Raw genomic sequence first — 12,942 nt, 5'->3', positions numbered from 1 at the left:
AGACGCGGGAGCCACCGTCGACCGTGGAGATGCCGAAGAGACCGTCGGCTACGGGGGTGCGAAGTGGGGAAAGAGGGGGAATGCACGCGTGTGACGTGCGGGTGAACGAACGACCCCGGAGTATAAAAAAGTAGTTCACGCGGAGTGGAAGTGAAACCGCAAGACAGCGGTCTCGTGATCTACTCGTCAGACGCTCGTCGGTCACCTGTCGCTCGTTTCAACCTTCCGGCCGGAGACGGACCCGGACGTCGTGTGTCGAGAGGTACCGGCGGACCCGGTCGGGGAACGGGCCGGAGCCGGGCCACGTCGCCTCGGCTCCGAGGCGCGTCGGGTCGCCGACGTAGGTCGCGACCGCGCCGTCCCGCTCTCCCTCGGCGTCGAACAGGGGTACCGGAACGCGGACGTACAGGTCGTCTGCGACGCCCTCGTACTCGTCGAGCGCGGCGAGACCGTCCTCGTCGACGCGGAGCAGTCGCCCGCCGACCGCCGGGTCGTCGGCCACGGACCCGTCGCCGGTCGGGGGCGCGAGCGTCGGATACCGACCCTCGACGACGCGGAGCCCCGAGAGCGTCGCCGCCCCCACGAACGCGAACGAGTCGAGCAGGTCGCGCACCCGCGCCGGTTCGGTGAGCGTGCCGTAGACGAACACGTCCATGGAGGCCCCACGCGACCCAGGGAGTTGACCCTACCCCTCGGCGATCGCGAACCGAGCGTCGCGACCCGAGTTCTCTCCCGTTCCGCTTCCGGAACGGCCAAACCGTCGCCACCTAACGACGGCGTATGGACCGCGAGCGTCTGCTGGGCGTCTGGCGGCGCGTGCTCTCGCTCGCGTGGCCGGTGATGGCCGAGCAGACGTTTCGAACGGCGATGCGGACGACGGACATCATCGTCACCGCGCAGTTCTCCCCCGCCGCGGTCGTCGCCATCGGCCTCGCGGACCTGTACGCGCGCTTTCCCCTCCGGATCGGCCTGGGCCTCGGCGGCGGAGCGATCGCCCTCTCCAGTCAGGACACCGGCGCGGCCGCCGAGGCCAACCGCGACGAGGCCGTCACCCAGGCGGTCCTGATGGGGATACTCGCCGGGATCCCGTTCGTCCTGATCGGGCTGTTCCTCGGCGAGCCGATCATCGCGCTGCTGGGCGCGGACGCCGACACCGCCGCACTCGGAGGTACCTACCTCGCGATCGTCTTCGCGACCGCACCCGCCCGTCACGTCGCGCTCATCGGCGCGCGCTCGCTACAGGGCACCGGCGACACCCGCACGCCGATGTACGTGAACGTGCTCGCGAACGCGCTCAACATCTCGGGGTCGTTCGTCCTCGGTCTCGGACTGCTGGGCGCGCCGCGACTCGGCATCATCGGCGTCGGCGTCTCGACGGCCGCCGCGAACGTGCTCACCGCCCTCCTCCTGCTCGCGGCGATGGCGACGTCGTGGGCCGACGCGAGCCTCGTCCGTCCCCGCGACACGGTGATCGCGAGACAGCTCGTGCGCGTGTCGGCCCCCAGAGTGCTCGAGGGCTTCTCGGCGACGATCGCCGAGTTCCCGTTCAACGCCCTGCTGCTCGGGTTCGGCACGGAGGTCAACGCCGGCTTCCAGATCGGCCGCAGGATGTACCAGCAGGTGACCGGTCCGCTCTCGCGCGGCTACAACGTCGCCGCCAGCGTCGTCGTCGGGCAGGCGCTCGGCGACGGCGACGCCGACGGCGCGCGCTACGACGGCTACGCGGTGACGGGGCTCGGTCTCGCGACCGTGGGCGTCATCGGCGTCCTGCTGGTCGCGCTTGCACCGTGGTTCGTTTCTGTGTTCACCGACGACGCCGGGACGGTCCCGCACGCGATCGCGTTCGCCCGCGTGTACGGCGCGACGGGTGCCTTCCTCGTCGCCTTCACGGTGCTCTCGGGAGCGCTCCAGGGGGCCAGCGAGACGCGCATCCCGCTGGTCGCACGACTCGTCAGCACCTTCGGGTTCCTGCTGGGGACGACGTACGTCGTCGGCGAGGTGCTCGGGTTCGGCGCGCGGGGCGCGTATCTCGCGGTCGGACTCCAGTACCTCTGCATGGCCGCGGTCGTTCTGTGGGGCTTCCGGTACACCGACTGGGCGTCGCGTGCGGCCGAGATGATGGCCGAGCGCGGGAGCGCCGCGGGCGGCGACGGCGAGGACCCCGGGAGCACGTGACCCCGCGCCGCCGCGTGGGAGTGCATCGGGACGGAGTGACACCGCTCCGATAGCTACAAGTCCGACGCCCCCGCCCGACCGCCGTGTCCCCCCGATCTCGAGTCGCCGCCGGCCTCGACGACGCCCTCCCCGACGGATGGTACGCGACCTGGCGGCGGGCCCTCGGACTCGGCGTCCCGGTGACGGCCCGAAACGGGGTCGGTCAGCTCATGCGGACGACCGACGTGGTCATCTCGGCGGCGCTGTCGCCGGCGGCGGTCGTCGGACTCGGCATCGCGGACCTCTTCGCCTCGCTCCCGTTCCGCGCCAGCGGCGGCGTCGTCGGCGCGTCGGCGACGCTGACGAGCCAGGACACCGGTGCCGGGGCCGACGCCAACCGCGACGAGGCGTTCACGCAGGCCGCGGTCCTCGCGGCGCTGGTGACGCTTCCGTTCGCGCTCGTCGGGATCGGCCTCGGCGAGGCGGTGCTCGGGCTCGTCGGGGCCGACGCCGAGTCCGCCCGCGAGGGGGCGCGCTACCTCGCGCTCGTCTCGATCCCGATGCCGCTTGGGGCGCTTGCGGCCGTGTCGAGCGCGACCCTGGAGGCCACCGGCGACACCCGAACGCCGACGTACGTGTCGGTTCCCGCGTCGGTGTTCAACGCCGCCGCCTCGTTGGTGTTCGGGCTCGGACTGCTCGGCGCGCCCCGCCTGGGGATCGTCGGCATCGGGGCCGCCTCGCTCGTCGCCATGACCGGCCGGTCGCTCGTGCTCGTCGGCTACACCCACCTGCGCGGTCCCGTGGGGTTCGTCCGGCCGCGCGATCCGACGATCGCTCGTCAGATCGTCCGTATCGGCGTCCCACAGAGCGCCGCGGGCCTCGTCACGGCCGTCGCGGTGTTCCCGTTCAACACGCTGGTGCTGCAGTTCGGGACGGCCGCGAACGCCGGCTACCAGCTCGCGTGGCGGGTGTACACGCAGGTGCTGTCGCCCGTCGGCAGCGGCGTCGGTCGCGGCGCGAGCATCGTCGTCGGCCAGCGCCTCGGCGAGCGCGCCGCCGCTCGCGAGGATGTCGGCGGCGACGAGGCGGGGCTCCCGGCCGCGCGGATCGCGACCGCGCTTGTCGTTCTCGGGGGCGCGATCGCGCTGGTGCTCGGGGGCGGCGTCGCGCTCGCGGCGGCACCGATCGCCGGCTTGCTCGCGGCGGACCCGGCGGTGGCCGCGGCGGCGACGCCGTTCGTCACCGTGCTCGGCCTCTCGGGCGTGCTCGGGATCACGAACGTCGTCGCGTCGGCGTCACTCGACGCCGCCGGGGAGACGCGGGTCCCGTTGGCCTCGCGGGTCGTCGGGATGTTCGGCGGCTACGTCGGCGTCTCGTGGGGGCTGTACGAACTCGCCGGCTGGGGGATCGGGGCCGCCTACGCCGGCCAGTTCGCCTGCTATGCGCTCATGCTCGCCGTGACGGCCTGGGGCCTCGTTCGGACCGACTGGGTGGGCCGCGCGCAGACCATGCTCGACGAGCGCGGGAGCGTCGGCTCGGACAGGTAGTCGGTCGCGTCGTGAGAGGTCGGCACGGACTCGGTCGGCGGTCGTCGCCGCAGAAGGGTCGCCTCAGCGACGCGCGTAGCGGACGAGTTCGCGCCCGAGGAAGCCGACCGCGAGGCCGGCACCGAACGCGCGGGCGAGTTCGCCGCGGCGGCGGGCCGCGTACTCCTCGGGGAAGTAGTCGGTCATGAGGTCGAACATGCGGTCGCCGACCTCGTGGCGCACGAGCGCGCCGCGCTCGCCGGCGCGGGTTCGGGCCCCGCTTCGGACCTTCTCGGCGTACTCGCTGTAGTCGTCGCTTTGGGGGGTTCTGATCTTCAGATCCATACACACGATACTCCCGCTGAGGAGATAACCGTTTCTCAGACCCGTGCGATCACGCGTCTCGGTCGGGATCGTCGCGAGAAGTCGCTCGGTCGTCGGCCGTCCGCTCGCAGTCGCTCGCGGACGAGGGAAACGGACCCGCCTACCGCTCGCCGATCGGAACCCACTCGGCGTCTTTCTCGCCCACGTAGCGGGCACGCGGCCGGATCAGGCGATCACACACCCACGTTTTGCGCTGCGCTCGTTCCCCGCGGTCACTCGCTCGGCAAAACGTGGATCAAAAGCACTCCGCCCTCGCTGCGGGCGGCTCCGCCGCCCGTCGCTCGGTCGTCGGCCGTCCGCTCGCGTTCGCTCGCGGACGAGGGAAACGGACCCGCCTACCGCTCGCCGATCGGAACCCACTCGGCGTCTTTCTCGCCCACGTAGCGGGCACGCGGCCGGATCAGGCGGTTGTCCTCGAACTGCTCCATCACGTGCGCGGCCCACCCGCCGACCCGCGAGATCGCGAAGATGGGGGTGTAGATGTCGATCGGGATGTCCATCTGGTAGTACGTCGTCGCCGAGTAGAAGTCGACGTTGGGCGCGAGGCCCTTCTCCTCGGCCATGAACTCCTCGATCGCGACGCTCATCTCGTACCACTTGCGGTCGCCGGCGGCCTCGCCCAGCGCCTCAGAGCGGTCGCCGAGGATCTTCGCGCGCGGGTCCTTCACGTTGTACACGCGGTGGCCGAACCCGGCGACGCGGCGGCCCTCCTCGAGCGCCTGCTTCACCCACTCGACGGGCTCGGAGTCGGCCTCGTCGATCTCCTGGAGCATCCGCATCACGTTCGCGTTCGCCCCGCCGTGGAGGCTGCCCGAGAGCGTGCCGACGGCGGAGGTGACCGCCGAGTGCATGTCCGCGAGCGTCGAGGCCGTCACCGTCGCCGAGAACGTGGAGGCGTTGAGCCCGTGGTCGGCGTGGAGCACGAGCGCCTGGTCGAACACGTCGGCGGTGACCTCGTCGGGCACCTCGCCGTTGAGCATGTACAAGAAGTTCTCGGCGTGGCCCAGATCCTCCCGCGGCGCGACCGGCTCGTCGCCGTCGCGGACGCGCGCGAACGCCGCCAGCGCCGTCGGCAGCTTCGCCGTGATCCGGCGCGCCTTGCGGACGTTCGCCTCGGGGTCGGTCGGGTCGGCGTCGGCGTCCGGGTCCGCGCCAGACAGCACCGAGGCCGCGGTGCGCATCGCCGCCATCGGCTCCTCGTCGGCCTCCGCGAGGCGCGTGACCGTCTCAAGCGTGTCGTCGTCGAGGTCACGCTCGGCGGCCATCGCCTCCTCGAACGCCGATAGCTCCGACTCGGTGGGGAGCTCCCCGTTCCAGAGGAGATACAGCGTCTCCTCGTAGGAGGCGTGCTCGGCGAGGTCCTCGATGGCGTAGCCGCGGTAGACGAGCTTGCCCTCGTCACCGTCGATGTAGCTGAGGTCGGACTCGGCGACGAGGACGCCCTCCAGTCCCCGCTTGAGTTCGTCGGACATACCCCGAGCTACCGAGGGACCGCCGAAAAGCGTTATCTTTCGGGAAGAACCGGCGTCCCCGTCCGAACCGTGGGTCTCCGGGGTTGACACGCGGCGACTCAGGCGTCGGCTGCGACAGTATCGGCGTCGGTGTCCGTCGCGGCGGTGTCGGCGTTGGCGTCGGCGTCGCTCGCCGCGGGGTCGGCTCCGTCGTCGGCGCTCGCATCGGCTGTCGCGTCCACGTGGGAATCGGTACCCGGCGACGGGCCGCGCTCGGCGGCCGCCAGCAGCTCCTGATACCGATTGCGGATCGTGACCTCCGACATGTCGGTCGCCTCGCTCACGGTCGCCTGCGTGAGGTCGCGGTTCGTCAACACGCCGGCGGCGTACAGGGCCGCCGCCGCGAGTCCGACCGGCGACTTGCCCGAGTGAACGTTCTCCTCCTTGGCCGTCTCCAGCAGCTCGCGCGCCAACCGCTCGGTCTCGTCGGGGACGCCCAGTTCGGAGGCGTACCGCGGGAGGTACTCGAGCGGGTCCGCCGGCTGGACCTCCAGGCCCAGCTCGCGGACGATGTAGCGGTACGCCCGCTTGAACGACTCCTCGTCGACCCGCGAGACGCGCGCCATCTCGTCGATGGAGCGCGGCACAGTCCCGATCCGGGCGGCCGCGTGCAGACTCGCTGTGGCGATGCTCTCGATGGAGCGACCGGGGAGGAGGTCGTCCTCGAGCGCCTGTCGGTAGATGACGGAGGCGGTCTCGCGGACGCTCTCAGGGAGCCCCAGCGCCGACGCCATCCGCTCGATCTCGCCGAGCGCCTGCTTGAGGTTGCGCTCCTTGGAGTCGCGCGTGCGGAAGCGCTCGTTCCACGTGCGGAGCCGCTGCATCTTCCGGCGCTGGTTCCCCGAGAGGCTGTTGCCGTAGGCGTCCTTGTCCTGCCAGCCGATGTTCGTCGACAGCCCCTTGTCGTGCATCATCGTGGTCGTCGGCGCGCCCACGCGAGACTTCTGGTCCTTCTCGCTCGCGTCGAAGGCGCGCCACTCGGGGCCGCGGTCGATCTCGTCGGCCTCCACGACGAGTCCGCAGTCGCGACACACCGTCTCCGCGCGCCCCTCGTCGGCGACGACCTCGCCGCCGCACTCGGGACAGGTCCGAACCGACTCCTCGGTCGACTCTCGCTCGCGCTCTCGACTGTCGGTCCACGCCGATCGCTTCCCGTCGCTTCCGGTCGATTCCGACTCTCCCTCGCGTCCCTCGTGGCGTGTGGTCTGTGTCATGTAGATGGCTCCGAATCGCGTTGCTCGCCGCTCGATACCGTGTTCTTCACTCATTGTTAGTGTCTTGAAGCATATAAAAATTTCGTCAACGACGACGCACGGTCCCACGCCGTCGGTGACCCGTCCGTGCCGAGAGGACACGATTCCGTCGGGCGGTCCGACGGGACGCCGGGATGTCGTCACCCACGGGTTCGTCGTCGGTGGGGTCGTCGTCGGTAGGGTCGTCGCCACCCACGGGCTCGTCGCCGACAGAGTCGTCGTCGCCAGTCTCGCTGGCGACGGCGGTTCGCGGTTCCGTCGCGTCTCAGTACCCGGCGGCCTCGACCGGCGTGTCGCCGATCCCCGTGCTACTCGGCGAGCGAGTCGTCACCGGGGGTGACGCCCCACGCGCCGCCGTCGTCGTCGCCGCCGGCGGTCTTGAACGTCCCGCGGGCGTCGGCGACGTGGACGCCGTCGGCGTCCTCGATACGGACGTCCGCCGTGGCGACGCTGCCGCCGTCGCGGATGACCGTCGCCTCCGCCCGGAGGTCGTCGGTCGCGGGCGCGAGGTAATCGATCCGCATGTCGACGGTCGGCGTCGGCTTGTGGTGCAGGGAGATGACCGCCGCGCCGGCGGCCGCGTCCGCGAGCGCGTACGTGACGCCGCCGTGGGCGATCCGGCGACCGGGAACCGAGGAGAGGTCCTCGGTCAGCGGGAGGTCGACGACCGCCTCGCCGTCGGCGGCCTCGACGACCTCAATCCCCATGTGGTCGGCGAACGGCATCCCGTTGAGCAGGTCGGCGACGCTCACCCGTCGGCCCCCCGCCGGTCCGCGCCGGCGACGTGGGCGGTCCGGGTTGCGGGGGCGACGGCTCCGTCGGCGACGTGTGCGTGCATGCTCTCGGATCCGACGCCGGGCGGCAAAAACGGTCCGAACGCGGCGAGGCGGCGGTCGGCCGGCCGCCGTCGGTCGGCGGAGGTACCCTAGTCGGCGGATTCGTCTCAGTCGGAGAACCGCCTCAGTCAGCAGAACCGCCTCAGTCGGCGGAGATCCCGCAGCCGTCGGCGTACTCGACGCCCTCGATGGAGTCGATCGGGTCGTCGCCACAGACGGGGCAGTCGGGGTTCGGGCGGTACGGCACCGTCTCGAAGGTCATGTCCATCGCGTCGTAAAAGAGGAGTCGCCCCTCGAGCACCTCCCCCTGCTCCAGCAGGAGTTTCACCGCCTCGGTCGCTTGGATGCAGCCGACGGTCCCCGGGAGCACGCCGAGCACGCCCGTCGTCGCGCAGTCGGGGATCTCGCCCGGCTCGGGAGCCTCGGGGAACAGACACCGGTAGCAGGGACCCTCCGGCGTCAGCGTCGTCACCTGTCCCTCGAACTTGTAGATGGAGCCGTGGGCGACGGGCGTGTCGTGCAGGCGCGCCACGTCGTTGACGAGATACCGGGTCCGGAAGTTGTCGGAGGCGTCGACGACCACGTCGTATTCCGCGATCAGGTCGCCGGCGTTGTCCGGTTCGACGCGCGTCTCGTACACGTCCACGTCCACGTCGGGGTTGAGGTCGCGGACGTAGTCGGCGGCCGACTCTGCCTTCGGCCTGCCCACGTCGGCGTCGGCGTGGACGATCTGGCGCTGGAGGTTCGAGCGCTCGACGGCGTCGTCGTCGGCGATGCCGAGGCGACCGACGCCCGCCGCCGCGAGGTACTGGATCGCCGGTGACCCCAGCCCGCCCGCGCCGACGACGAGCGCCGATCCCGAAAGCAGCGCCTGCTGGCCCGCGGGGCCGACCTCGTCGAGGATGATGTGGCGCGAGTAGCGGTCGAGTTGGGTGGAGTCGAGCGCGAGTCCGGTCATGGCGACGAGTTGCTCGCGGGAGGCAATAAGCGCCCTGCCGTCGGCGACCCGGCCCGCCGGAACCGTCCCCCGGAGACCTCGAACGTGCGATCGCCCCGAAACCCCCGGCACGCGGTCGTCCGGAAACCCCCGGCACGCGGTCCCCCGTTCCCGAAGGGTTACGCGCCGGGCGCTCGTCGTACAGTCCATGTCCGACAACAGGCGCTTCCACCTCGCGAAGCGACCCGAGGGCGTCCCGAGCACGGACACGTTCGACCTCCGCGATGTCGAGCGACCCAGACCGTCCCCCGGCGAGGCGCTCGTGCGGGTGCTGTACCTCTCGGTCGACCCGTACATGCGCGACCGGATGCGCGCCGGCGAGTCGTACGCCGACCCGTGGGAGGTGGGCGACCCCCTCCGCGGCGGCGCGGTCTGTGAGGTCGTCGAGTCCAACGGCGCGGGGTTCGAGGCCGGCGACACCGTCGTCGGCAACCTCCCGTGGGCCGAGTACGCGACCGCGGACGGCTCCGATCTGACGCCCGTCGACACCGGCGACCTGCCGGTCTCCACAGCACTCGGGGTGCTCGGCATGCCCGGCCGCACGGCCTACTTCGGCACGCGCGAGGTCGCCGAGCCGAAGGCCGACGACTGGATGGTCGTCTCCGGGGCCGCCGGCGCGGTCGGCTCCGTCGTCGGCCAACTGGGCGAACTCCAGGGCGCGAACGTCGTCGGCATCGCCGGCAGCGACGAGAAGTGCGACTGGCTCACGGAGGATCTGGGCTTCACCGCCGCGATCAACTACAAGGAGGAGGACGTGGGGGCGCGCCTCGACGCGGTCGCCGACGGCGTCGACGTGTACTACGACAACGTCGGCGGCCCGGTCACCGACGCCGTGTGGGGGCGGCTGAACGTCGACGCCCGCGTCGCGATCTGCGGCCAGATCGCGCTGTACAACGACGAGGAGCTCCCCACCGGCCCGCGGAAGCTCGGCAAGCTCATCGAGACCCGCGCCCGCGTCGAGGGGCTGCTCGTGCGCGATTTCTCCCCGCGCTTCCGCGAGGCGACCGAACACCTCGCCGGCCTCGTCGCAGGCGGCGACCTCCAGTACCGCGAGACCGTCACCGAGGGACTGGAGAACGCTCCCGACGCGTTCCTGGGGCTGTTCGAGGGCGAGAACGTCGGAAAGCAGGTGGTGAAGGTCGCGGACGCGGACGGCGAGTAACGAGACGACGGACAGCCGTCGGGCACCGGCCGGCCCGCGCGCGACGGTCAGTCGAACCGGACGCCCAGGTCGTGCAGGTCGTCGTTGTTCGTCGCGACGTTGATGAGAAGCGGCGTCAGCGACTCCACCTCCGCGGCGTTCGACAGGCCGCCCGCCGAGAGCGCGCGCAGGCCCACGATCTCCTCGGCCAGTCGCGACACCGTCGCCGCCGCCTCGTCGTCGTCCGCGAGCACGAGCGTGTCGATCCCCAGATTCTGCGACAGGTCCGAGAGCCGCCCGGCCGCGAGGTTGTGGAACGCGCCGACGACGGGTACCTCGTCGGGCACGGCATCGCGTACGAGCGCGGTGACGCTGCCGGCGCTGGGCGGGTGGTAGTGGAAGCCGTCGTCCTCACGTTTCATCCCCGCGGCGGGCGTGACGACCACGTCGTCGTCGTCGAGGGTCGCCTCGACGGCCTCGACCGTGTCGGCGACGTGGTACGGCGGCACAGCGAGCACGACCACGTCCGCGCGGTCGGCCGCCATCGCGTTGTCGAAGCCCTTCAGGTCAGCGTCGCCGCCCGCGTCGGCGACCGTCCCGGCGTACTCTTCGGCCGCCGCGCGGGCCTTCTCGGGGTCGCGCGAGCCGACGAGCAGTTCGTGGTCTGTGTCGCGGCCCCACCGTACGGCGAGCCCCTCGCCGATGTCGCCGGTGCCGCCCAAGAGCGCAATTCGCATGGGGATTACTGGGTGCGGCCCGGCGGTAAGCGTTGCGTGACCGGACAGGGCTGACGGTACCGGGGATTCGGTCGCGTCGAGCACCGCGTTGATGCCGATGGACGAACACCGTCGAGGTATGGACGATCCCGACGCCGTCGACGTCATCCTCCGCGCCGCTCCCGACGAGCGCCCGCGCCCGGGTCGCGCGTTCCTCGGCGACGACGCCGTCCTGTTCGCGCCCGGCCGACACGGTCGGCTCGCCCGAGCGGTCGGTGGGGCGGCCGACGGGCTGTTCGGCGGTCTGCTCGAGTCGCTCGGGCTGTACGACCCGCACGCCGTGACGCGGACCGAGGCGACTCACGACCCCGACGCCGTTCGCGTCCGCTACGGTGACGTCGAGGGACTCGCGCCGTTCGCGCGCCCGACCGGCTTCTCGCTACACCTGCGCGTCGCCGGTCGCGAGGACGACGTCCGGTTGGCGTTCCGCTCGGCAGACGAGCGCGCCGACGCCGTGTCGCTGGCGCGGGAACTCCGGCGACGGGCGCGGGCAGCGGGAGCCGACCCCGAGGTCGTCGACCCCGGCGGCCGGACCCGAGTGCTGTCGCTCGAGGAGTAGTCGGCGTACCGACGGATGGCGGTCGTCGGGCGGGAGCTATCGGCCGTCCGGGGGCTCGCGTTTGTACACGAACCAGTAGGCCAACACCGGCGAGACGACGAGCATCGGGCCGACTGTGAGCGCCTGCGTCACCGGGTCCGGCGGCGTGAACGTGGCCCCGATCGACAGCGCCAGCAGGTCCAGCAGCGCGACGAACGTGAGGAACTGACCGAGTCGGGCGACCCGCGACCGACTGCCGCCGGCGTCGGCGTCGGCGCTTCGGTCGGGACCGGACTCGCTCATCGCCGTCTCACTCCAGCAGCCCCGGCAGGTCGTTCACGCTGTCGAGCACCGCCTCGGCCCCGGCGTCGGCGAACTTCGCGCGGCCGTCCGCGCCCGCGAGCCCGCCGGTCAGCACGCCGATCCCGTGGTAGGTCCGGGACCCGTCCGCGTCGGCGGCGTTGACCGCGGTTCGCACGTCGTCGAGGGTGTCGCCGACGAACGCGACCCGGTCGGCGTCGGTGCGCTCGGCCAGCGTCACCAGCGCCCGCGGGTTCGGCTTGCCCGCCTCCCAGTCGTCCATGGTGAACCGACGGTCGTCGGGCACGTCGAGGCCCGCGCGGGCGAGCGCGATGTCCGCCTCGGCGGCGGGTCGACCCGTCAGCACGCACACCGGATACCCCTCGGTGAGCGCGTCGACGGTCGCTTCCTCGACGATCACCGGCTCGTCGTGAACGAATCCGGGTGCCTCGAAGGGGGGTTCCTCGCCCTCGATGTCGCGGTACAGTTCCGTCCCGAGGTACAGCGCCTGGAACGTCTCGCGGAGCGCGTCGGGGTCCCACGCCGCCTCGATCTCGTCTGCAGCCTCGTCGCCGAGGGCGTCGCGAACGGTCGCGCGCGCGCCGTCGAGGCCCGTGCCGTTAGCTGCGATGGCGTCGGTGAAAGCGGCCACGTCGGCCGCGAGGCCGCGGTCGCGGGCGAGGACGTACAGCGCGACGGCGTCGGTCAGCTCCCAGTCGTTGTTGAAGCCGCCGGCGTCCTTGAACGCCTGGAGGTCGTCGCGGGCGAGGGTGTCGCCGTACCGGCGCTCGACGCTCTCGACGACCGCCCGGCGGTAGGAATCGGCCACGTCGACGAGCACGCCGTCGACGTCCAACACGACCGTGTCGACTCGCATACCGACGAAGGGGGTGGCCCGCGTATGGGCGTTGCGACTCCGTGCGACGGGGTCGAACTGCGAACCGGTGTCGGTCGGTTGCTTAGTCGCTCGGTCGCCCGGTCGGTCGATCAGTCGATCAACACGTCGTCGGGGTCGCGAGCGACGTACAGCGTGTCCCCGCCCGAGAGCGCCAGCGGCGTCGCCTCGACCGCCGGCGGGTCGCCGCCGAGCGTCGTGAACGCGCAGGCGGCGTCGACCGCGCCGGCGACCCGGAGGAGCGGGCGGTGCAGTTCCGGCGGGCAGTTGAGCGCGTACACGCAGTCCACGCGGTAGGCATCGTCGAGGGCGTCGAGGTCCCCGTCGCCGAAGCTGTCAGGGTCAGCGTCGCCGAGGTTGTCAGGATCGTCGGCGTCGTCGTCTCCGGCGACGCGGTCGGCCGCGGCGACGACGTCGTCGCGGACGAACGTGACTCCCGCGGGTGGCTCGCGTTCGACCACGTCGGTCGCAGTCACCGCGCGGCCGTCGCTCGCGAGGCCGGCGGCCACCTCGTCGCGATCCCCGATACCGACCTCACAGAGCCGTGGGAATTCGTCGAGTTTCCGGCGGACCGCGGACCGACGATCGTCTGACACGGGCGGGTAACTTATGTTCGCACCCGACATAAGCA

At 71.7% G+C, this 12,942-nt stretch carries 13 protein-coding genes and 1 pseudogene; 4 read left to right on the top strand and 10 right to left on the bottom strand.

From position 1 onward, the window contains the following. Positions 1-217: 217 nt before the first annotated feature. Entirely contained in the window at positions 218-655 is a 438-nt protein-coding gene (locus Hbl1158_RS03880) for a gamma-glutamylcyclotransferase family protein (protein ID WP_234298752.1), read from the bottom strand. 125 nt (positions 656-780) lie between these two features. Here Hbl1158_RS03880 and Hbl1158_RS03875 point away from each other — a divergent pair, with 125 nt between their 5' ends. Together Hbl1158_RS03875 and Hbl1158_RS03870 are read left to right on the top strand one after the other, a co-directional pair. After that, on the top strand, positions 781-2,175 hold the full coding sequence (locus Hbl1158_RS03875) for an MATE family efflux transporter (protein WP_234298751.1): 1,395 nt from the start codon (positions 781-783) through the stop codon (positions 2,173-2,175). Between the two features lie 83 nt (positions 2,176-2,258). Further along, positions 2,259-3,701, top strand: coding sequence for an MATE family efflux transporter (locus Hbl1158_RS03870; RefSeq protein ID WP_234298750.1), 1,443 nt, complete (start codon positions 2,259-2,261; stop codon positions 3,699-3,701). Positions 3,702-3,764: 63 nt separating this feature from the next. Here Hbl1158_RS03870 and Hbl1158_RS03865 read toward each other — a convergent pair whose 3' ends face one another. The 5 genes and pseudogenes from Hbl1158_RS03865 to moeB form a co-directional block, all read right to left on the bottom strand. After that, positions 3,765-4,025 carry a hypothetical protein gene (locus Hbl1158_RS03865; protein ID WP_234298749.1) on the bottom strand — a complete coding sequence of 87 codons (261 nt, stop codon included), beginning with the start codon at positions 4,023-4,025 and terminating at the stop codon, positions 3,765-3,767. Positions 4,026-4,399: 374 nt separating this feature from the next. After that, on the bottom strand, positions 4,400-5,536 hold the full coding sequence (citZ, locus tag Hbl1158_RS03860; protein WP_234298748.1) for a citrate synthase: 1,137 nt from the start codon (positions 5,534-5,536) through the stop codon (positions 4,400-4,402). 251 nt (positions 5,537-5,787) lie between these two features. Continuing rightward, positions 5,788-6,789 (bottom strand): annotated as a pseudogene (locus tag Hbl1158_RS03855) (TFIIB-type zinc ribbon-containing protein); the annotation flags it as partial. A 347-nt stretch (positions 6,790-7,136) separates the two neighbouring features. Then, positions 7,137-7,580: a PaaI family thioesterase gene (locus Hbl1158_RS03850; protein WP_234298747.1), complete on the bottom strand. Its 444-nt coding sequence runs from the start codon at positions 7,578-7,580 to the stop codon at positions 7,137-7,139. Positions 7,581-7,806: 226 nt separating this feature from the next. Further along, positions 7,807-8,622 carry a molybdopterin-synthase adenylyltransferase MoeB gene (gene moeB / locus Hbl1158_RS03845; RefSeq protein WP_234298746.1) on the bottom strand — a complete coding sequence of 272 codons (816 nt, stop codon included), beginning with the start codon at positions 8,620-8,622 and terminating at the stop codon, positions 7,807-7,809. 187 nt (positions 8,623-8,809) lie between these two features. Between moeB and Hbl1158_RS03840 the strand changes: the two genes are divergently transcribed. Then, positions 8,810-9,823 carry an NADP-dependent oxidoreductase gene (locus Hbl1158_RS03840; protein WP_234298745.1) on the top strand — a complete coding sequence of 338 codons (1,014 nt, stop codon included), beginning with the start codon at positions 8,810-8,812 and terminating at the stop codon, positions 9,821-9,823. Positions 9,824-9,870: 47 nt separating this feature from the next. Here Hbl1158_RS03840 and npdG read toward each other — a convergent pair whose 3' ends face one another. Continuing rightward, complete coding sequence (gene npdG / locus Hbl1158_RS03835) at positions 9,871-10,539, bottom strand: NADPH-dependent F420 reductase (protein ID WP_234298744.1); 669 nt, start codon at positions 10,537-10,539, stop codon at positions 9,871-9,873. Between the two features lie 118 nt (positions 10,540-10,657). Between npdG and Hbl1158_RS03830 the strand changes: the two genes are divergently transcribed. Next, the gene (locus Hbl1158_RS03830; protein WP_234298743.1) at positions 10,658-11,137 is read left to right on the top strand and encodes a hypothetical protein; all 480 of its coding nucleotides are present in this window, start codon (positions 10,658-10,660) and stop codon (positions 11,135-11,137) included. A gap of 36 nt (positions 11,138-11,173) precedes the next feature. Here the strand turns inward: Hbl1158_RS03830 and Hbl1158_RS03825 are convergent, their stop codons facing one another. The 3 genes from Hbl1158_RS03825 to Hbl1158_RS03815 all read right to left on the bottom strand — a co-directional run bounded on the left by Hbl1158_RS03825 (position 11,174) and on the right by Hbl1158_RS03815 (position 12,907). Continuing rightward, positions 11,174-11,419, bottom strand: coding sequence for a hypothetical protein (locus Hbl1158_RS03825; RefSeq protein WP_234298742.1), 246 nt, complete (start codon positions 11,417-11,419; stop codon positions 11,174-11,176). 7 nt (positions 11,420-11,426) lie between these two features. Then, positions 11,427-12,293 (bottom strand): TIGR01548 family HAD-type hydrolase, encoded by an 867-nt coding sequence (locus Hbl1158_RS03820; RefSeq protein WP_234298741.1) that lies wholly within the window; start codon positions 12,291-12,293, stop codon positions 11,427-11,429. Between the two features lie 110 nt (positions 12,294-12,403). Beyond that, entirely contained in the window at positions 12,404-12,907 is a 504-nt protein-coding gene (locus tag Hbl1158_RS03815) for a UPF0146 family protein (protein ID WP_234298740.1), read from the bottom strand. Positions 12,908-12,942: the final 35 nt, after the last annotated feature.

This window comes from Halobaculum sp. CBA1158 (genome assembly GCF_021431925.1).
Classification (GTDB): domain Archaea; phylum Halobacteriota; class Halobacteria; order Halobacteriales; family Haloferacaceae; genus Halobaculum.
Note: the sequence above shows the minus strand (reverse complement) of the source record. Positions and strands in the feature narration are given on the sequence as shown.

Bases quoted from the DNA above. Each gene is read 5' to 3' on its own strand.
- Hbl1158_RS03880 (WP_234298752.1), bottom strand. From the start codon at position 655: ATGGACGTGTTCGTCTACGGCACGCTCACCGAACCGGCGCGGGTGCGC.
- Hbl1158_RS03875 (WP_234298751.1), top strand. From the start codon at position 781: ATGGACCGCGAGCGTCTGCTGGGCGTCTGGCGGCGCGTGCTCTCGCTC.
- Hbl1158_RS03865 (WP_234298749.1), bottom strand. From the start codon at position 4,025: ATGGATCTGAAGATCAGAACCCCCCAAAGCGACGACTACAGCGAGTAC.
- citZ (WP_234298748.1), bottom strand. From the start codon at position 5,536: ATGTCCGACGAACTCAAGCGGGGACTGGAGGGCGTCCTCGTCGCCGAG.
- moeB (WP_234298746.1), bottom strand. From the start codon at position 8,622: ATGACCGGACTCGCGCTCGACTCCACCCAACTCGACCGCTACTCGCGC.
- Hbl1158_RS03840 (WP_234298745.1), top strand. From the start codon at position 8,810: ATGTCCGACAACAGGCGCTTCCACCTCGCGAAGCGACCCGAGGGCGTC.
- npdG (WP_234298744.1), bottom strand. From the start codon at position 10,539: ATGCGAATTGCGCTCTTGGGCGGCACCGGCGACATCGGCGAGGGGCTC.
- Hbl1158_RS03830 (WP_234298743.1), top strand. From the start codon at position 10,658: ATGGACGATCCCGACGCCGTCGACGTCATCCTCCGCGCCGCTCCCGAC.
- Hbl1158_RS03825 (WP_234298742.1), bottom strand. From the start codon at position 11,419: ATGAGCGAGTCCGGTCCCGACCGAAGCGCCGACGCCGACGCCGGCGGC.
- Hbl1158_RS03820 (WP_234298741.1), bottom strand. From the start codon at position 12,293: ATGCGAGTCGACACGGTCGTGTTGGACGTCGACGGCGTGCTCGTCGAC.